The sequence below is a fragment of the Streptomyces sp. Root431 genome (genome assembly GCF_001426585.1).
In the GTDB taxonomy this organism is placed as follows: Bacteria; Actinomycetota; Actinomycetes; order Streptomycetales; family Streptomycetaceae; genus Streptomyces; species Streptomyces stackebrandtii.
The window spans coordinates 368,437-385,435 of the sequence record NZ_LMEI01000011.1 but is presented as its reverse complement, the minus strand read 5'-3'; the positions used below and the strand labels follow the sequence as shown (position 1 = coordinate 385,435).

General features: G+C 73.6%; 18 protein-coding genes. 7 read left to right on the top strand and 11 right to left on the bottom strand.

What is annotated here, in order from left to right; translation table 11 throughout:
- Window positions 1–59: 59 nt before the first annotated feature.
- The 3 genes from ASC82_RS21440 to ASC82_RS21430 all read right to left on the bottom strand — a co-directional run bounded on the left by ASC82_RS21440 (window position 60) and on the right by ASC82_RS21430 (window position 2,601).
- Entirely contained in the window at window positions 60–980 is a 921-nt protein-coding gene (locus tag ASC82_RS21440; RefSeq protein WP_056650429.1) for a DMT family transporter, read from the bottom strand.
- Window positions 981–1,191: 211 nt separating this feature from the next.
- Window positions 1,192–1,887, bottom strand: a complete 696-nt coding sequence (locus tag ASC82_RS21435; RefSeq protein ID WP_056650426.1) for a winged helix-turn-helix domain-containing protein — start codon at window positions 1,885–1,887, stop codon at window positions 1,192–1,194.
- An 18-nt stretch (window positions 1,888–1,905) separates the two neighbouring features.
- Window positions 1,906–2,601, bottom strand: coding sequence for a TetR/AcrR family transcriptional regulator (locus ASC82_RS21430; protein WP_056650423.1), 696 nt, complete (start codon window positions 2,599–2,601; stop codon window positions 1,906–1,908).
- 70 nt (window positions 2,602–2,671) lie between these two features.
- On the opposite strand from ASC82_RS21430, the gene ASC82_RS21425 reads away from it, so the two are divergent.
- The 3 genes from ASC82_RS21425 to ASC82_RS21415 all read left to right on the top strand — a co-directional run bounded on the left by ASC82_RS21425 (window position 2,672) and on the right by ASC82_RS21415 (window position 4,978).
- On the top strand, window positions 2,672–3,823 hold the full coding sequence (locus ASC82_RS21425) for an acyl-CoA dehydrogenase family protein (protein WP_056650421.1): 1,152 nt from the start codon (window positions 2,672–2,674) through the stop codon (window positions 3,821–3,823).
- A 78-nt stretch (window positions 3,824–3,901) separates the two neighbouring features.
- Window positions 3,902–4,189 (top strand): YiaA/YiaB family inner membrane protein, encoded by a 288-nt coding sequence (locus ASC82_RS21420; RefSeq protein WP_024758619.1) that lies wholly within the window; start codon window positions 3,902–3,904, stop codon window positions 4,187–4,189.
- Between the two features lie 162 nt (window positions 4,190–4,351).
- Window positions 4,352–4,978 (top strand): TetR/AcrR family transcriptional regulator, encoded by a 627-nt coding sequence (locus ASC82_RS21415; protein WP_056650417.1) that lies wholly within the window; start codon window positions 4,352–4,354, stop codon window positions 4,976–4,978.
- On the opposite strand, the gene ASC82_RS21410 is transcribed toward ASC82_RS21415, so the two are convergent.
- Window positions 4,969–5,430: a MaoC family dehydratase gene (locus ASC82_RS21410; protein ID WP_056650414.1), complete on the bottom strand. Its 462-nt coding sequence runs from the start codon at window positions 5,428–5,430 to the stop codon at window positions 4,969–4,971. The genes ASC82_RS21415 and ASC82_RS21410 overlap by 10 nt on opposite strands.
- Window positions 5,431–5,544: 114 nt before the next feature.
- Between ASC82_RS21410 and soxR the strand changes: the two genes are divergently transcribed.
- Window positions 5,545–6,018: a redox-sensitive transcriptional activator SoxR gene (gene soxR / locus ASC82_RS21405; RefSeq protein ID WP_056650411.1), complete on the top strand. Its 474-nt coding sequence runs from the start codon at window positions 5,545–5,547 to the stop codon at window positions 6,016–6,018.
- Between the two features lie 14 nt (window positions 6,019–6,032).
- Here the strand turns inward: soxR and ASC82_RS21400 are convergent, their stop codons facing one another.
- From ASC82_RS21400 to ASC82_RS21380, 5 genes are all read right to left on the bottom strand, one after another.
- Window positions 6,033–6,734: a 3-keto-5-aminohexanoate cleavage protein gene (locus tag ASC82_RS21400; RefSeq protein WP_079039395.1), complete on the bottom strand. Its 702-nt coding sequence runs from the start codon at window positions 6,732–6,734 to the stop codon at window positions 6,033–6,035.
- A gap of 44 nt (window positions 6,735–6,778) precedes the next feature.
- On the bottom strand, window positions 6,779–7,396 hold the full coding sequence (locus ASC82_RS21395) for a hypothetical protein (RefSeq protein WP_056650405.1): 618 nt from the start codon (window positions 7,394–7,396) through the stop codon (window positions 6,779–6,781).
- Window positions 7,397–7,586: 190 nt separating this feature from the next.
- Window positions 7,587–8,801: an alpha/beta hydrolase gene (locus ASC82_RS21390; RefSeq protein ID WP_199862582.1), complete on the bottom strand. Its 1,215-nt coding sequence runs from the start codon at window positions 8,799–8,801 to the stop codon at window positions 7,587–7,589.
- 141 nt (window positions 8,802–8,942) lie between these two features.
- Entirely contained in the window at window positions 8,943–10,298 is a 1,356-nt protein-coding gene (locus tag ASC82_RS21385; protein WP_056650401.1) for an erythromycin esterase family protein, read from the bottom strand.
- 76 nt (window positions 10,299–10,374) lie between these two features.
- Window positions 10,375–11,622 carry a DUF1343 domain-containing protein gene (locus ASC82_RS21380; protein WP_056650397.1) on the bottom strand — a complete coding sequence of 416 codons (1,248 nt, stop codon included), beginning with the start codon at window positions 11,620–11,622 and terminating at the stop codon, window positions 10,375–10,377.
- Between the two features lie 171 nt (window positions 11,623–11,793).
- On the opposite strand from ASC82_RS21380, the gene ASC82_RS21375 reads away from it, so the two are divergent.
- Together ASC82_RS21375 and ASC82_RS21370 are read left to right on the top strand one after the other, a co-directional pair.
- The gene (locus tag ASC82_RS21375; RefSeq protein WP_056650395.1) at window positions 11,794–12,570 is read left to right on the top strand and encodes an SDR family oxidoreductase; all 777 of its coding nucleotides are present in this window, start codon (window positions 11,794–11,796) and stop codon (window positions 12,568–12,570) included.
- 84 nt (window positions 12,571–12,654) lie between these two features.
- A complete protein-coding gene (locus ASC82_RS21370) occupies window positions 12,655–13,248 on the top strand; it encodes a TetR/AcrR family transcriptional regulator (RefSeq protein WP_056650391.1) in 594 nt (197 codons plus the stop codon).
- Window positions 13,249–13,259: 11 nt separating this feature from the next.
- On the opposite strand, the gene ASC82_RS21365 is transcribed toward ASC82_RS21370, so the two are convergent.
- Window positions 13,260–14,510 carry an acyl-CoA dehydrogenase family protein gene (locus tag ASC82_RS21365; RefSeq protein WP_056650389.1) on the bottom strand — a complete coding sequence of 417 codons (1,251 nt, stop codon included), beginning with the start codon at window positions 14,508–14,510 and terminating at the stop codon, window positions 13,260–13,262.
- A gap of 6 nt (window positions 14,511–14,516) precedes the next feature.
- Complete coding sequence (locus ASC82_RS21360; protein WP_056650384.1) at window positions 14,517–15,551, bottom strand: phosphotransferase; 1,035 nt, start codon at window positions 15,549–15,551, stop codon at window positions 14,517–14,519.
- A gap of 131 nt (window positions 15,552–15,682) precedes the next feature.
- Here ASC82_RS21360 and ASC82_RS21355 point away from each other — a divergent pair, with 131 nt between their 5' ends.
- A complete protein-coding gene (locus ASC82_RS21355; protein ID WP_056650382.1) occupies window positions 15,683–16,999 on the top strand; it encodes a glucarate dehydratase family protein in 1,317 nt (438 codons plus the stop codon).

Below are 16,999 nucleotides of genomic sequence, written 5' to 3'. Positions count from 1 at the left end.
GCGGGCGGGTGCGGAGCGGAACCGGCCCGCGAAGTGACCGGAACCATGACCATCACCTGTCAGGTGGATTCGGCCGTTCCGGGAGCGGCGGCCGCCCGCTGCCGCGGACGCGAGCGGGACACGGCCACGCCCGCCAGGCAGAGCGCGCCCCCGGCGAGCGTCAGCACGCCCGGCAGCTCGCCGAGGAAGAGCCAGGCGAGGAGGACGACGAGGGCGGGCACGGCGTACGTCGTCGCGCCCATCCGGCCCGCGGTCGTCCGGGCGAGGGCGTACGCCCAGGTCGTGAAGGCGAGCGCGGTCGGGAACACGCCCAGGTAGAGCATGTTCAGGGTCGCCGACAGCGGGGCCCGGCCCGCCTCCTCGACGAGCTGCCCGGCGAACGGCAGACAGGCCACCGCGCCCACCAGGCAGCCGAAGGTCGTCACCTGGAGCGCGCTGCCGTGGGCGAGCGCCGGCTTCTGGGCCACGACCCCGCCCGCGTACGCCGCCGCCGCGACCAGGCAGAGCACCACGCCGAGCACCGAGGCGTGCGCGCCGGAACCGCCGGACGACATGGAGAGGCCCACGGCCACCGCGCCGGCGAAGGACACGGCCATGCCCGCGATCAGCCGGGGCGGCAGCGACTCCTTCAGGAACCTCGCGCCGAGCAGGGCGATCAGGATCGGCCCGATGTTCACCACCATCGCCGCCGTGCCCGCGTCGACCTCCTGCTCGCCCCAGTTGAGGACCACCATGTAGACGCCGAACCAGAGCAGCCCCGAGATCAGGATCCCGCGCCAGGCCGCCCGGGGAGGCAGCCCCTCCCGCCGGATCAGGAGGACGCAGCCGAGGACGAGCGCCCCGGCGAGGAGCCGCCCGAGGGCGAGTGCGCCGGGGGAGTAGGCCGCCCCGGCACTGCGGATGGAGACGAAGGCGGAGGCCCAGAGGACGACGGTGACACCGGCGGCGGCCAGCGCGAGGCGCGAGGTTCGGTTCTGCATGGCTCGACCGTAGGCCGCGGACCGTTCGGCGTTCACCGCAATATCGCCGGGAGCCGGGAGCCGGGAGCCGGGAGCCGGGAGCCGGGAGCCGGGAGCCGGGAGCCGGGAGCCGGGAGCTCGGAGCCGGGAGCCGGGAGCCCGGAGTTCGGAGCCTGGCTGCCTGGGCCTGGCCGCCTGGGCCCGACCGCCGGGCGCCCGACCGCCGGGCGACTCAGCGCAGGGCCGCCGGGGCGATGCCCAGCGTCTCGTACAGCGCGGACTCGCCCTCCGCCGTCACCTTCACGGCCCGCTCGGACCCGATCCGCACGCACCACCCGGCGTCGAGCGCGTGGCCGCACAGCGCGGCGCCCGCGATCCCCGCGAGGTGCGGCCTGCGCTCGGTCCAGTCGAGACAGCCGCGCGCGACGGGCCGCCGCCCCTTGCGTACGAGGGGCACGCCCAGCTCCTCGAACCACCCCATGCCCCGGTCCGTGAGCGCGAACCCGGTGTCCTGGCGCAGAAGTCCGCGCGTGGTCATCGCCTCGGTGATCGCGATCCCGAGGCGCCCGGCGAGGTGGTCGTAGCAGGTCCGCCCCCGGGCCATCGCCCGCCCGGCGCTCGCGGCCCGAAGCGAGCCGGCCGGCGCTGCCACCCGGGGCTCCGACCGGGCGGCCAGGTCCTCGACGAGGTGCGCGACTCCCGGGTCGGCAAGCCGGACGTACCGGTGCCTGCCCTGCCGCTCCTCGGTGAGCACCCCGCCCGCGACGAGCTTGCCGAGGTGCTCGCTGGCGGTCGACGGCGCCACGCCCGCGTGGCGGGCGAGCTCCCCGGCGGTCCAGGCCCGTCCGTCGAGCAGGGCGAGCAGGAACGCGGCGCGGCTCTCGTCCGCGAAGAGCGCCGCGAGCGCGGCGAGATCACTGGCTGCCATGACCCCAGGGTCCCGCACTCACCGTTCGGCGTTCGCCGAACTGTCGGAAGTTGAACCGTCCGGCGTCCCCGCCCGCCGCACCTGGGCCTCGTACTGGACGAGCAGCCCGTCGAGCAGGGCGCGCAGGCCCGTCTCGAAGGCGCGCTCGTCGACCTTCTGGCGGTGCTCGGCCAGGAGGTGGGCCTGCCCGAGGTGGGGGTAGTCGGCCGGGTCGTAGGCCGTCTCGTCGTCGACGAAGCCGCGGGCGAAGGAGCCGAGGGCGGAGCCGGTGACGAAGTACCGCATCAGCGCGCCGATGGAGGTGGCCTGGGCCGGGGGCCAGCCCGCCCGGACCATCGCGCCGAAGACCGCGTCGGCGACCCGCAGGCCGGCCGGGCGGCGGCCGGGGCCCTGGGCGAGGACCGGGACGATGTGCGGGTGGTCGGCGAGGGCCGCGCGGTAGGAGACCGCCCAGTCGTGCAGCGCCGTGCGCCAGTCGCGCCCGTCGGTCTCCTCGAACATCGACAGGTCGATCTTCGCGCTCACCGCGTCCGCGACGGCGTCGAGGATCTCGTCCTTCGTGCGGAAGTGGTTGTAGAGCGAGGGGCCGCTCACCCCGAGCTCGGCCGCGAGCCGCCGGGTGGAGAGGGCGGCGAGCCCTTCCGCGTCCACGAGCGCACCCGCCGTCCCGACGATGAGGTCTCGGCTGAGCAGGGGCTTGCGCGGTCGGGCCATGGCGCACATAGTAGGCCCGCACAGTGAAAACTAGCAGTGGTAATTAAATGGCCGAGTGGGGTGGCACCGCATGAATCTGGAACTGAGCGAGGAGCAGGAAGCCGTACGGCGGCTCGCCGAGGACTTCGTCGCCCGCGAGGTCACCCCGCACGCCGTCGCGTGGGACCGCGCCGAGGAGGTGGACCGGGCGATCGTGAAGAAGCTCGGCGCCGTCGGCTTCCTCGGGCTCACCATCCCGGAGGAGTACGGGGGTTCGGGCGGCGACCACCTCGCGTACTGCCTCGTCACCGAGGAGCTCGGCCGCGGCGACTCCTCCGTGCGCGGCATCGTCTCCGTCTCCCTCGGGCTCGTCGCCAAGACCCTCGCCGCCTGGGGCACGGAGGAGCAGAAGCGGGCGTGGCTGCCCAGGCTCGCCGCCGGCGAGGCGCTCGGCTGCTTCGGCCTCACCGAGCCGGGCACCGGATCCGACGCCGGAAACCTCACCACCCGCGCGGTCCGCGACGGCGACGACTACGTCGTGAACGGCACCAAGATGTTCATCACCAACGGCACCTGGGCCGATGTCGTCCTGCTCTTCGCCCGCACCGGCGACGCCCCGGGCCACAGGGGCGTCTCCGCCTTCCTCGTCCCCACGGACACCCCCGGCCTCACCCGCCGCGCCGTCCACGGCAAGCTCGGCCTGCGCGGCCAGGCCACCGCCGAACTGGTCCTGGAGGACGTCCGCGTCCCGGCCGCCGCCCTGCTCGGACCCGAGGGGAAGGGCTTCACCGTCGCCATGTCCGCCCTCGCCAAGGGCCGCATGTCGGTCGCCGCCGGCTGCGTCGGCATCGCCCAGGCCGCGCTCGACGCCGCCGTCCGCTACGCGGGGGAGCGCGAGCAGTTCGGCAAGCCCATCGCCTCGTACCAGCTCGTGCAGGAGCTGATCACCGACATCGCCGTGGACGTCGACGCCGCCCGGCTCCTCACCTGGCGCGTCGCCGACCTGATCGACCGGGGCGAGGACTTCGCCACCGCCGCCTCCAAGGCGAAGCTGTTCGCCTCCGAGGCCGCCGTCCGCGCCGCGAACAACGCCCTCCAGGTCTTCGGCGGCTACGGCTACATCGACGAGTACCCGGTCGGCAAGCTGCTCCGCGACGCCCGCGTCATGACCCTGTACGAGGGCACCAGCCAGATCCAGAAGCTCATCATCGGACGGGCGCTGACGGGGGTTTCGGCCTTCTGAGGTCTGAGTACCAAGCTGTACGCCTCTGAGTACGCGGACGGATGTGGCGCCGGCCACATCCGGACGATGCTGTCGTGCATGAGCGACACACCGGTCAAGCAGCAGAACACCGCGGCCTACTACATGCAGGCCGTCCTCTCCTTCGGGATCGCCCTCGCGGCCGTGGCCATCGGGATCTTCCAGCTGGAGGCCAGCGCCTGGGTGCGGGCCTTCCTCGCCGTCGCGGTCCTCTACCTCACGACCTCCGCCTTCACGCTCGCCAAGGTCGTCCGCGACCGCCAGGAGGCCGGCCAGATCGTCAGCCGCGTCGACCAGGCCCGCCTGGAGAAGCTCCTCGCCGAGCACGACCCCTTCCAGAAGCTCTGAGCCTCTGAGCCGCGGAGTCTCGGAGCTTCCGAGCCTCGGGGCCTCGGAGCTTCCGGGCCTCTGAGCCATCGAGGTGTCGAAGCTCCGACCGCCGATCTCTAAGCGCTTGCTCACCCTCGTTGTATGGTGTTCGTCCTGACGGGGTCCGAGAAGGAGTGTGGGATGAGCGCGGCGGAGGAGACGCCCGGGGGCGAGGACATGCCCTGGGGCGAGGTCACGCCCGAGGCGGCCAGGCGGCTGCTGGTGGCCGCCGTCGAGGCGTTCGCCGAGCGCGGGTACCACGCCACCACCACCCGGGACATCGCGGGCCGCGCCGGCATGAGCCCGGCCGCGCTCTACATCCACTACAAGACCAAGGAAGAGCTGCTCCACCGGATCAGCCGCATCGGCCACGACAAGGCCCTGGAGATCCTCCGGGCCGCGGCCGACGGCGGCGGCACGGCCGCCGAGCGGCTCGCCGACGCGGTGCACTCCTTCGTCCGCTGGCACGCCGAGCGTCACACGACCGCGCGGGTCGTCCAGTACGAGCTCGACGCCCTGGGCCCCGAGCACCGCGCCGAGATCGTGGAGCTGCGCAGGCAGTCCGACGCGGCGGTGCGCCGGATCGTCGAAGAGGGCGTAGCGGCGGGCGAGTTCGTGGTGCCGGACGTCCCCGGCACCACGGTCGCGGTGCTCTCCCTCTGCATCGACGTCTCGCGCTGGTTCAACACCCAGGGCCGCCGGACGCCCGACGAGGTCGGCGCGCTCTACGCCGACCTCGTGCTGCGGATGGTCGGGGTTCAGAAGTAGTAGCGGGAGACCGACTCGGCGAAGCAGACCGGCTTGTCGGCGCCCTCGCGCTCCACGGTCACCGCCGCCGTCACCTGCACGCCGCCGCCGGCCTCCTCGACCTTCGTGAGGACGGCCGTGGCGCGCAGGCGCGAGCCGACCGGCACGGGGGCGGGGAACCGCACCTTCTCGGTGCCGTAGTTGAGGCCCATCTTCATGCCCTCGACCCGCAGGACCTGCGGGACGAACAGCGGCAGCAGCGACAGCGTCAGATAGCCGTGCGCGATCGTCGCGCCGAAGGGGCCCTCGGCGGCGCGCTCCGGGTCGACGTGGATCCACTGGTGGTCGCCGGTGGCCTCGGCGAAGAGGTCGATGCGCTTCTGGTCGATCTCCAGCCAGTCGCTGTACCCCAGCTGCTCGCCGACCCCCGCGCGCAGTTCCTCGGCGGAGGTGAAGATCCTCGGCTCGGCCATGTTCCTCGTCCCTTCTCGTACGACATACCGCTTGGTATCTAAGCGCTTGCTCAGCATGTGGGGTCCGAAGGCCGCTGTCAACGGCCGTCCCCGACGGACCAGTAGGGTCGCTGAGTGCCGCAGATTCCAGAGAAGATCCACGAACTCACCGTCGGCCAGCTCTCCGCCCGTAGCGGGGCCGCCGTCTCCGCCCTGCACTTCTACGAGGCGAAGGGGCTCATCAGCAGCCGCCGCACCACGGGCAACCAGCGCCGCTACGGCCGAGACACCCTCCGCCGGGTCGCCTTCGTCCGGGCCGCACAGCGCGTCGGCATCCCGCTCGCCACGATCCGCGACGCGCTCGCCAGGCTCCCCGAGGAGCGCACCCCCACGAACGAGGACTGGGCGCAGCTCTCGGCGGCCTGGCGCACGGAGCTCGACGAGCGCATCAAACAGCTGGGCCGGCTGCGCGACCACCTGACGGACTGCATCGGCTGCGGCTGCCTGTCCCTGGAGACCTGCGTCCTCTCCAACCCCGACGACGTCCTCGGCGACCAGATGGCGGGCTCCCGCCTGATGCCGGTCCGCCGGTCCGCCAAGGAGGACTGACACCCGCCGGCGCGTTACGCCAGCGCCGCCACGACCAGTTCGGCGTTGGACCGGGCCCGGGTGCCGTCCGGCAGGAGCAGGGTGTCGGCCAGACCGATCCGGGTGCCCAGGCCGAGGCGGCGGGCGAGGCGCAGCACCGGCCACGTACCGCCGTCGACGCCGTGGAGCAGGACCGGCACCCCGGACGGGACGTCCAGGCTTCCGAGCAGGGCCCGGGCCGTGGCCCCGGCCGTCGCCGGGTCCGGGTCGGCGACCTCCGCGCGGACCCGCAGCACCCGGGACGCCAGGGGCGAGCGCGCGAACCGCGCAGGCCCGTCCGTCCCCGACCGCACTCCGGCCTCGACGCCGACACCGCGCTCCAGGAGCGCCGCCGCCACCTCTTCGGCGCCAGGCTCGTGCCAGTCGACCGAGGCGTGGTCCGGCGGTTCCGCGAGGACGGCCCAGGAGCGCACCCGCTCCACCCGCAGCCCGGGATCGGGCTCGGCGGACGCACTCGCCGTCACCCCCACCGGCACGGCGACGGCCGCCCTGACCGCCGTCAGGACGGGGGCGAGCACGCGCGGCGAGAGGGACTCCGCACCGCAGGGCGTCCGCGGGTGCACACGCACGTCCCGCGCGCCCGCCGCCACCGCCAGGGCCGCGGCCTCGGCGATCGACGCGGGCGACATCGGCACAGCGGCCGCGCCCCCGGGCCCCCGTGACCCGTTGAGACACACCTGAAGCGCCGGCGGCGCCCCGGGGCCGTCCGTCGCGCCCGTCCTCACGCCGCCGGAGCCAGCGGCCGGCGCAGCTCCCCGCGGGCACGGGCCAGCGCACCCGACGTCAGCACCGCGCGCGGGACGCCCACACCGCAGTCCCCGCACACCGGACCGAGCCACGGCTCGTACGCGTCCCCCGACGCCGCCGCCCATCCGATCCGCGGTCCCTCGCACACCGGGCACCGCTCGCCGGGGCCGTCCTCCAGGGCGGCGATCAGCCGGCGCAGCACCTCCGGCAGCGGATCCGAGGGGTGCACCGCCGGATCACCGCACCGCACCACGCCGTTGCCGCCCCAGACCCGCCGGTGCCAGTCGTCCAGGGCGCCGAGCCCGCGCAGCCCGTCGTGCTTCTCGCGCCGCCGCCGCGCGGCGAACTGCTCCTCGTACGCGAGCCACACGGCCCGCGCCTCCTCCAGCTCGTCGAGGGCGGCCACCAGCCGCCCCGGATCGAGCTCCCGGTCCTCGGGACCGAACCTGTGCCTGCGGCACAGATGGTCCCAGGTCGCCCTGTGTCCGTACGGCGCGAAGCGCTCCAGACACTTGCGCAGTGAGTACCTGCGCAGCGCCGTGTCGCACCCGGGATCGCGCACCTGTCTCGCGAGACTCCGGAAACCGGCCATCTCTCGCCACCTCCGTCGCTGGTCCTACCGCGGTATCAGAGGGACGAACGAGTGGCCCGTCGTGTTCCATCGAATATCGGATGGCAGCCATCAACGGGGCGGGAGGGATCACCGGAGCCCAGCGGAACGCGCGCGTCCGATGTGGTCGACGCGCACGTCCGGTGCGGTTCAGAGGCGGGCTCGGCGCGGTCTACGGGCGCCCCGCCCGGGCCGCCGCCACCACCACCCTGGCCAGCTCGGGACGGCGGATGTCGCTGTGCGAGCGGACCACCTCCGCCGCGTCCACGTTCACGCACCCCGAGCCCGGCACGCCCTCGTACGGCACGTCCGCCACGGTCCGCCGCGCCGTGCCCGGCACGGCCTGGACGCCGTCGTGCCCGATCGCGCCCCAGCGCGGGTCGTCCGAGCCGAGCAGGCCGCCCGGCACACCGGTCAGGGACTCGGAGTCGCCCGCGAGCCGGGACGCCAGCGGATACATCACCCCGAGCGCCGTGTCGTGCCGCGAGTAGCAGGCCACCACCGGCCCCCGCACCCGGCGCTGCATGTCCCGCAGCGCGCCGGACCGCCGGGGGTCGTGCGGCAGCCGGGCGGCGAAGGCGTAGTGCGAGAAGGCCCCCTGAAGCAGGGTCACGGAGGCCACCGGCCGCGCCTCCGCCGGAAGGCCCCGCAGCGCGTACGCGACGAGCCGGGCGCCCATGCTGTGCCCCACGAGGTGGACGCGCAGACCGGGGGCCGCGCGGGCGACCTCGCCCAGCAGCGGCCCGAGTCCGAACTCGCCGACCCGCCCGGCCCGCCGCTTCATCACGTAGTACGTGGCCTGCCGCAGCGCCTCCCTGGCCCCCTTCCAGTACCGCTTGAGCCCCTCCCCGAAGTCCTGCTCCGTACGGCCCTCCAGGGCCTCCGTGAACAGCGCGCACACCTCCACCGGATCCGCGACCAGGAACTCCGGCACGGACTGCGCGACCCCGGAGACGGAAGGAACACCCGCCCCGCACCGGGGCACGTCGGTCAGCTCCCTCAGGAGCTCCCCGAACTCGGCGAACGCCGCCTCCTCCGCCGGAGCGAGCGCCAGCAGCTCGGCGAGCCGCCCGAGGACCGGCTCCTTCTCCGGGAGGACCGTCACGAGCGCCCGGTAGTCGGGCACCGGCTCGTCCGTGAACATCATCGAGGGCCAGATCACCCCCGCGTACCCCGCCTCGACCCCGGGACCGAACAGCGCGGGGAAGGGAGCGAAGAAGTCCGAGCAGAGGCGGGTGGCGCCGGACGGGGAGCTGTTCCACCCGTGGGCGAGCAGCACCAGGTCCGTCACCCCCTGCCGGGCCAGCGCCGCGAGGGCCGCGGACTGTCCCGCCGGCCCGTCGCCGTCCTTGTCGAAGGTGATCTCCCGGTACGGTTCCACACTCATCCCGGTCACGGCCCGACCGTCCCTCCACGTCGAGGTGGCCGCCGCGCCGAGACGCGCGGGTGCGCGGGCAGCGGCTCCACGGCCAGCATGCCCGCGCGGGGCCCCGTCCAGACGTGCCGGGGCGGCCCTCCTGGCGTCCCGTCAGCGCAGCCGCGCCGCGGAGATCCGGGGGAAGTGGACGAGCAGGTCGTACGAGGCGGGGAGCCGGGAGGGCACGACCGTGTCCGACCAGGGGTACGCCGTCCCGATGTGCCAGGCCGGCCGGGGCGCGTCGAGCCAGTCGCGCGCCGCCGGAGTCGTCCGGCGCAGGTCCAGGTAGAAGGGGGCGGGGGAGACCCGGTCCAGGGTGTCGGCGTGACTGCCGGGGCCGAGGGGGCCGACGGTGAACGCCCGCAGCGGCTCGCCCGGCGCCTCGGTGTCGTGCGCGTTGAACGAGCCCTGCCCGAAGGACGCGCCGACGCTCACGTAGTCCCGGCCGAGGGCGTCCCGCAGGAAGGCGCCCTGGAGCCGCGGGTACTGGTCCGGCTTCGGCGTCACGTACCCGACGTGCCCGTTGTGCGCGGAGAGCACGATCCGGTCGCCGGTCTGCCGCTGCCACCACACGGTGTTCTCGGCCATGACGCGGTCCCGGTAGAGCATCGCCGCGGCGACGCCCGTGTCCGAGAAGATGTCGTGCGAGAACTCGGTGCCGACCTGGGCGATGGCGCGCGCGTGCTGGACCGCCCAGGTGTGCGCCTCCCGCGCCGCCCGGCCCGTGCCGGGCTGCTGCTCCTCCAGGAGCGCGAGCGCCCGGTTCACGTCGGCGGCCATCCGCCGCCGCTCGGGCAGCGGCTTGACCATGTACGCCTTCATCCAGGCCTCGACCTCGCCGGAGGGCCGGGAATCCCGGTACAGCTCCCGGAAGCGGGGGAGGAGCGCGGGGCGGGTGCGGGCCACGTAGGAGGTGACGGCCTCGAAGACGTTCGGCCCGGCGTAGCCGAGGTCGTTGCCCATGAAGCGGACCTGGTGCCCGGGGTGGAGCCGGTTGTGCTTCCGCATCCACCGGAAAAGGTCGAGGTACTCCTCGGTGTTCCAGAGGCGGTACGACTCCTGGAACTCGTCCCGCATGATCGCCCGGATGTCGCCCCGCCCGGTGCGGACCCACTCGTCGACGAGCAGCCCGGTCGACCAGTTGGCCTCCAGGGCGAAGGTGGTGAAGCCCTGTTTCTCCACGAGGTGTTCGAAGATCCGGTGCTTGGCCGCGAAGAAATCGCCCGAGCTGTGGGTGGCCTCGCCGATGCCGACGACCTTCGCCGAGCCGATCATCCGGTCGAGCGGGCGCAGGTCGGTCAGGGGGTGGGCGGAGCGGGCGAGTTCGCGCGCGGGGTCGGGCGCGGGCCGGTCGGCCGCTCCGGCGGCGGGCGCCAGGGTGCCGAGGCAGGCGGCGACCAGCACGCCGACGAGGACCGAGCCGCCGCGGGAGGAGCGGCGCCGTAAGGAAAGCTTCCTGATGTTCATGGGGCAAGCCTCGTCGGCGGGACGCCCCGGGGGACATCCCGCCCGCCCCCGTGCTGGAAGGGGGGCCAACCCCCCGTCAGCGGTAGAGCAGATGCTCCCGCCGCGCGGCCCGGAAGGCCGCCAGGTCCGCCTCCCACGCACCGACGACCTCGTCGGTGTCGCCGCCCGCGTCGATCAGGGTCCGCACCCGGGTCGAGCCGGTCAGCTTGTCGATCCAGTTGTCCGGGCGCCAGGCGAAGCCCGGCCACGAGCTCCGCGCGGTGACCAGGAGCCCGACCCCGGTCCGTACCGGGTCGAAGGCCGCGCGGTCGTGGACGTGCAGCTGCACGCCGCCCACGGTCTTCCCCTGGAACTTGGAGAAGGTCGGGGCGAAGTACGCCTCGCGGAAGCGGACTCCGGGCAGGCCGAGGGCGTTCGCCGACTCCGCCCACCGCCGGTCGATCCCCTCGGCGCCGAGCAGTTCGAAGGGCCGGGTCGTGCCCCGGCCCTCGGAGAGGTTCGTCCCCTCGAAGAGGCACGTGCCGGAGTAGACGAGCGCGGTGTCGGGCGTCGGCATGTTCGGGCTCGGCGGCACCCAGGGCAGCCCGGTCGCGTCGAAGAACTCGGACCGCCGCCACCCCGTCATGCGGACGGTCTCCAGGGCCACGGGCACGGCCAGGAACTCCGCGTTGAAGAGCAGGGCCAGCTCGGCCACCGTCATGCCGTGCGCCTGTGCGATCGGCTCGCGCCCGACGAAGGTCGCGAACGCCCGGTCGAGGACGGGGCCGAGGGCCGCCCGCCCGGTCACCGGGTTCGGCCGGTCGAGGACGACGAACCGCTTCCCGGCGAGCGCGGCGGCCACCATGCAGTCGTACAGCGTCCAGATGTACGTGTAGAAGCGCGCGCCGACGTCCTGGATGTCGAAGACGACCGTGTCCACCCCGGAGGCCGTGAAGACGTCCGCCAGCGGCTGCCCGCTCTTCAGGTACGTGTCGTAGACCGGCAGCCCGGTCGCCGGGTCGTCGTGGCGCCCCTCGGAACCGCCGGCCTGGGCGGTGCCCCGGAAGCCGTGCTCGGGGCCGAAGACGGCGACCAGGTCCACCCGCTCGTCGGCGTGCATCACGTCCACGATGTGCCGGGCGTCGGCGGTGATCCCCGTCGGGTTGGTGACGACGCCGACCCGCTCGCCGGCCAGCAGGGCGTACCCGTCCGCCGCGAGGCGCTCGAAGCCGGTGCGCACCCGGCCGTGGCCGGAGGCGGGGACGGCCGCCGCGGCGGGCGCGGTGGCCGCCACGGCCCCGACGGCCCCTCCGGCGGCCAGCAGACTCCGTCGCGACAGGCTCATGGAACCTCCTCGTGGTGACCGGGGTGATCGGGATGGCATGGGCACGCACGCTAGCGCTCCCGACCCTCCCGGGGAACGAGGCGTGCGGAACGAGGCATGCGGAACGGGTCTTCCGTCCCTCCATACCGACTGGTTAGTCTGTCCGAGTCGTCACAGCCGAGAGGTGGGTCCATGAACGCGGACAGGAACGAGCTCCAGGGCGCCGCAGTGGTGGTCACGGGAGCGGGCGGCGGGATCGGCGCCGCCCTCGCCCGCCGCTTCGCCGCCGAAGGGGCCCGGGTCGTCGTCAACGACCTCGACCCCGTCCGCACCAAGGCCGTCGCCGAGGAGATCGGCGCCCTCGCCGTCCCGGGCGACGCCTCCGCCGTCGTCGACGAGGCCCGCGAGGCCCTCGGCGGCACCGTCGACGTCTGGTGCGCCAACGCCGGCCTCTCCTCGCCCGGCGACGCCTTCGCCGACGAGGACGTCTGGGCCGCCGCCTGGGACGTCAACGTGATGGCCCACGTCCGCGCGGCCCGCGCCCTGCTCCCCGACTGGCTGGAGCGCGGCAGCGGCCGCTTCGTCTCCACCGTCTCCGCCGCGGGACTGCTCACGATGATCGGAGCGGCGCCGTACAGCGTCTCCAAGCACGGCGCGTACGCCTTCGCCGAGTGGCTCTCCCTCACCTACCGCCACCGCGGCCTCAAGGTCCACGCGATCTGCCCGCAGGGCGTCCGTACGGACATGCTCACCGCCGCCGGATCGGCCGGCGACCTCGTCCTCGCCCCCACCGCGATCGAGCCCGAGGACGTGGCCGACGCCCTCCTCGACGCGATCGCCGCCGACCGCTTCCTCGTACTGCCCCACCCCGAGGTCGCCGGCTACTACCGCAACCGCGCCACCGACCCCGAGCGCTGGCTGGGCACCATGAACCACGTCCAGCGCACGTGGGAGACGGGCGCCCGCTAGCGGGGGCCCCGGCGGATGGGAAGATCTACGGACGGGAACGGTGTTCCCCCGACCAGGAACGATCACGAGGGAAGGCGGCGGAGCATGGCCAGGACGACGGACGAGAGCGGGGCACCGGTCCCCCAGAGGCTCCTCGCCGCCGCCACCCGGCTCTTCGCGGAGCAGGGTTACGACCGCACCTCCGTCCAGGAGATCGTCGAGGCCGCCGGGGTCACCAAGGGCGCCCTCTACCACTACTTCGGCTCCAAGGAGGACCTCCTCCAGGAGGTCTACTCCCGGGTCCTGCGCCTCCAGCAGGAGCGGCTCGACGCCTACGCGGAAGCCGACGCGCCGGTCGCGGACCGGCTGCGCGGCGCCGCCGCGGACGTCGTCGTCACCACCATCGAGAACCTCGACGACGCCGCCATCTTCTTCCGCTCCATGCACCACCTCAGCCCCGAGAAGAACAAGCAGGTCAGGGCCGAGCGGCGGCGCTACCACGAGCGGTTCAAGGCCCTCATCGAGGAGGGCCAGCAGTCCGGGGTGTTCTCCTCGGCGACCCCGTCCGACCTGGTGGTCGACTACCACTTCGGGTCGGTGCACCACCTGTCCACCTGGTACCGCCCGGACGGTCCGCTGACCCCCGCGCAGGTGGCCGACCACCTGGCCGACCTCCTGCTGCGGGCCCTGCGTCCCTGACCGGTTCTCGGCTACAGGTACTTCTTCAGCTCCCGGCGGGCCAGCGACCGCTGGTGCACCTCGTCGGGTCCGTCCGCGAGCTTCAGCGTCCGCGCCGCCGCCCACAGTTCGGCCAGCGGGAAGTCCTGCGAGACCCCGCCCGCGCCGTGCGCCTGCACGGCCTTGTCGATGATGTCGACGACCGCGCGCGGAGTCGCGATCTTGATGGCCTGGATCTCGGTGTGCGCGCCGCGGTTGCCGACGGTGTCCATGAGCCAGGCCGTCTTGAGGACGAGCAGCCGCAGCTGCTCGATCGTCACCCGGGCGTCCGCGATCCAGTTCTGCACGACGCCCTGCTGGGCGAGCGGCTTCCCGAACGCGGTACGGGAGACGGCGCGCCGGCACATCAGCTCGACCGCCCGCTCGGCCATGCCGATGAGCCGCATGCAGTGGTGGATCCGGCCGGGGCCGAGCCGGGCCTGAGCGATGGCGAAGCCGCCGCCCTCCTCACCGACCAGGTTCGACGCGGGGACGCGGACGTTGTCGAAGACCACCTCGGCGTGGCCGCCGTGGTAGTGGTCCTCGTACCCGTACACCCGCATCGCGCGCCGCACCTCGACGCCGGGGGTGTCGCGCGGCACGAGGATCATCGACTGCTGGCGGCGGAGGTCCGTCCCGTCGGGGTCGGTCTTGCCCATGACGATGAAGATCCGGCAGTCGGGGTTCATGGCCCCGGAGATGTACCACTTGCGTCCGTCGACGACGTACGATCCCCCGCCCTCGGCTCCGTTCGAGCGGGAGGTGCCCCCGTCGTCCCACCGGATCCGGGTCTCGATGTTCGTCGCGTCGGACGAGGCGACCTCGGGCTCGGTCATCGCGAAGGCCGAGCGGATCTCGCCCGATAGGAGCGGCTCCAGCCACTGCTTCTTCTGCGCCTCGTCGCCGAACTGGGCGAGCAGCTCCATGTTCCCGGTGTCGGGGGCCGCGCAGTTGAGGGCGGTGGGCGCCAGGTGCGGGCTGCGGCCGGTGATCTCCGCGAGCGGCGCGTACTGGAGGTTGGTCAGCCCGGCCCCGTACTCGGCGTCCGGCAGGAAGAGGTTCCACAGGCCCTGGCGCTTGGCCTCGGCCTTGAGGTCCTCCACGACCTGCGGGGTGTCCCACGGGGAGGCGAGCAGGGCGCGCTGCTCCTCGGCGACGGCCTCGGCCGGGTACACGTGCTCGTCCATGAAGGCGAGGAGTTTCGCCCGCAGTTCCTCGGTGCGGGCGTCGTACGCGAAGTCCATGGCGGATCAGCCTTCCTGGAGGGTCGTGAGGCCGTGCTCGATGAAGACGGGGACGAGCTCGCCGATGCGGTCGAAGCCGGCGCCGACCGTCTGGCCGAGGGTGTAGCGGTAGTGGATGCCCTCCAGGATCACGGCGAGCTTGAACCAGGCGAAGGCCGTGTACCAGGCGAGGGCGGAGGTGTCGCGGCCCGAGCGGGCGGCGTAGCGCTCGACCAGCTCGGCGGCGCTCGGGTGCCCGGGGGCCGTGGCGGTCGTGGAGATCGGGGAGTCCGGCAGATCCAGCGGCGTGCTGTACATGACGAGCAGGCCGAGGTCGGTCAGCGGGTCGCCGAGCGTGGACATCTCCCAGTCGAGGACGGCCTTGATGCGGTCGTCCTCGCCGATGAGGACGTTGTCGAGGCGGTAGTCGCCGTGGATCACGGTCGGCGGGGGAGAGGCCGGCAGGGCGCGGCCGAGCGCCGCGTGCAGCTCCTCGATGCCGGGCAGCTCACGGCCGCGCGAGGCGTCGAGCTGCTTGCCCCAGCGGCGCAGCTGCCGGTCGAGGAAGCCCTCGGGGCGGCCGAAGTCGCCGAGTCCGACGGCCGCCGGGTCGACGGCGTGCAGGTCGACGAGCGTGTCGACCAGGCCGAGGACGGCGGCGCGGGTGCGTTCCGGGCCGAGCGGCGCGAGCTCCCGGGCCGACCGGAACGGCGTCCCGTCGACGAACTCCATGACGTAGAACGGCGACCCGAGGACGGACTCGTCCTCGCAGAGCAGCAGCGTGTGCGGGACCGGCACGTCCGTCGCGTGCAGGGCGCTGATCACGCGGTGCTCGCGCCGCATGTCGTGCGCGGTGGCGAGGACGTGCCCGAGCGGCGGCCGGCGGACGACCCAGCGGCCGGAGCCGGGTCCGGTGCCGTCGGTCACGACGTACGTCAGATTCGACCGGCCGCCCTCGATCAGCCGGGCTTCGAGGGGGCCGGACACCAGGCCGGGCCGCTCGCGGTCGAGGAACCGGCGCAGCTGTTCGGGGTCCAGACCTGGTGGCGGGGCGGAACTCATGGTGCGTACCTCCGGTTCGGCTTCGGTCGGCGTTCATGATGACCGACCAGTCGGTATGTCGTCCAGAGGGGCGCCCGGAAACCCCGTACCGCACTCTGGCTCTCGATCCCATCCCTGAATAGGGTTCACATATGGATGCGCTGAAGCTGCTCGTCGACGAAGTCCGGCTGACCCCGATCCTCATCTCCGACCCGCCCCTCCTCAACGTCCAGGGCGTCCACCAGCCCTTCACGCCCCGGCTCGTGGTGGAGGTGATCACCCGAGGTGGGGTGGTCGGCCTCGGGGAGACCTACGGCGACAGCGTCTACCTCGACCTCGCCCGCCCCCTCGCCGAGGCCCTGCCCGGCCGCTCGGTCACGGACATGAACGCGCTCTTCGATCTGGCGGCAGCCGCCGATCCCGCCCTCCCGGCGGCCGAGGGCGTCGACGCGGGCGGACTGCGGGGCGTCAGGACCGCCGACAAGCTCCGTCTCTCCGTCGTCTCCGCCTTCGAGACCGCCTGCCTCGACGCCCTCGGGAAGACCCTCGGGCTGCCCGTCCACGCCCTCCTCGGCGGCAAGGTCCGCGACAGCGTCGAGTACAGCGCCTACCTCTTCTACCGCTGGGCCGCCCACCCGGGCGCCACAGGCCTGCCCGCCTCCCCGGCGGACGGCCCGACCGACGAGTGGGGCGCCGCCCTCGACCCCGCCGGGATCGTCGCCCAGGCCCGCCGCTTCGACCGTCTGTACGGCTTCCGCTCCTTCAAGCTCAAGGGCGGGGTGTTCGAGCCCGAGCGGGAGATCGCCGCGATCCGCGCGCTCGCCGAGGAGTTCCCGGGCCGCCCGCTCCGCCTCGACCCCAACGGCGCCTGGTCCGTGGAGACCTCGCTCGCCGTCGCGCGCGAGCTCAAGGACGTCCTGGAGTACCTGGAGGACCCGGCGAGCGGCACCCCCGCGATGGCGGAGATCGCCGCCCGTACGGACGTGCCGCTCGCGACCAACATGTGCGTGACCACCTTCGAGGAGGTCCCGGAGGCCTTCGCGAAGGGAGCGGTACGGATCGTCCTCTGCGACCACCACTACTGGGGCGGGCTGCGCCGCACCCGCGAACTGGCCGCGCTCTGCCGCACGTACGGCGTCGGGCTCTCCATGCACTCCAACACGCACCTGGGCATCAGCCTCGCCGCCATGACCCAGGTCGCCGCCACGCTGCCCGAGCTCGACCACGCCTGCGACACCCACTACCCCTGGCAGACGGAGGACGTCGTCACCACCCGGCCCGTCTTCCGCGAGGGCCGGCTCGCGGTCTCCGACGCGCCCGGCCTCGGCGTCGAACTCGACCGGACCGCGCTGGCCGCCCTGCACCGCCGCTGGCTCGACGACGACGGCACGCTGCGGGAGCGCGACGACGCGGCGGCGATGAGGGTCGCGGACCCGGACTGGCGCACGCCACCGGTCCCGCGCTGGTGA

Coding starts and splice junctions, on each gene's coding strand:
- ASC82_RS21440 (WP_056650429.1), bottom strand. CDS start 980: ATGCAGAACCGAACCTCGCGCCTCGCGCTGGCCGCCGCCGGTGTCACC.
- ASC82_RS21435 (WP_056650426.1), bottom strand. CDS start 1,887: ATGGCAGCCAGTGATCTCGCCGCGCTCGCGGCGCTCTTCGCGGACGAG.
- ASC82_RS21430 (WP_056650423.1), bottom strand. CDS start 2,601: ATGGCCCGACCGCGCAAGCCCCTGCTCAGCCGAGACCTCATCGTCGGG.
- ASC82_RS21425 (WP_056650421.1), top strand. CDS start 2,672: ATGAATCTGGAACTGAGCGAGGAGCAGGAAGCCGTACGGCGGCTCGCC.
- ASC82_RS21420 (WP_024758619.1), top strand. CDS start 3,902: ATGAGCGACACACCGGTCAAGCAGCAGAACACCGCGGCCTACTACATG.
- ASC82_RS21415 (WP_056650417.1), top strand. CDS start 4,352: ATGAGCGCGGCGGAGGAGACGCCCGGGGGCGAGGACATGCCCTGGGGC.
- ASC82_RS21410 (WP_056650414.1), bottom strand. CDS start 5,430: ATGGCCGAGCCGAGGATCTTCACCTCCGCCGAGGAACTGCGCGCGGGG.
- ASC82_RS21395 (WP_056650405.1), bottom strand. CDS start 7,396: ATGGCCGGTTTCCGGAGTCTCGCGAGACAGGTGCGCGATCCCGGGTGC.
- ASC82_RS21390 (WP_199862582.1), bottom strand. CDS start 8,801: ATGAGTGTGGAACCGTACCGGGAGATCACCTTCGACAAGGACGGCGAC.
- ASC82_RS21385 (WP_056650401.1), bottom strand. CDS start 10,298: ATGAACATCAGGAAGCTTTCCTTACGGCGCCGCTCCTCCCGCGGCGGC.
- ASC82_RS21380 (WP_056650397.1), bottom strand. CDS start 11,622: ATGAGCCTGTCGCGACGGAGTCTGCTGGCCGCCGGAGGGGCCGTCGGG.
- ASC82_RS21375 (WP_056650395.1), top strand. CDS start 11,794: ATGAACGCGGACAGGAACGAGCTCCAGGGCGCCGCAGTGGTGGTCACG.
- ASC82_RS21370 (WP_056650391.1), top strand. CDS start 12,655: ATGGCCAGGACGACGGACGAGAGCGGGGCACCGGTCCCCCAGAGGCTC.
- ASC82_RS21365 (WP_056650389.1), bottom strand. CDS start 14,510: ATGGACTTCGCGTACGACGCCCGCACCGAGGAACTGCGGGCGAAACTC.
- ASC82_RS21360 (WP_056650384.1), bottom strand. CDS start 15,551: ATGAGTTCCGCCCCGCCACCAGGTCTGGACCCCGAACAGCTGCGCCGG.
- ASC82_RS21355 (WP_056650382.1), top strand. CDS start 15,683: ATGGATGCGCTGAAGCTGCTCGTCGACGAAGTCCGGCTGACCCCGATC.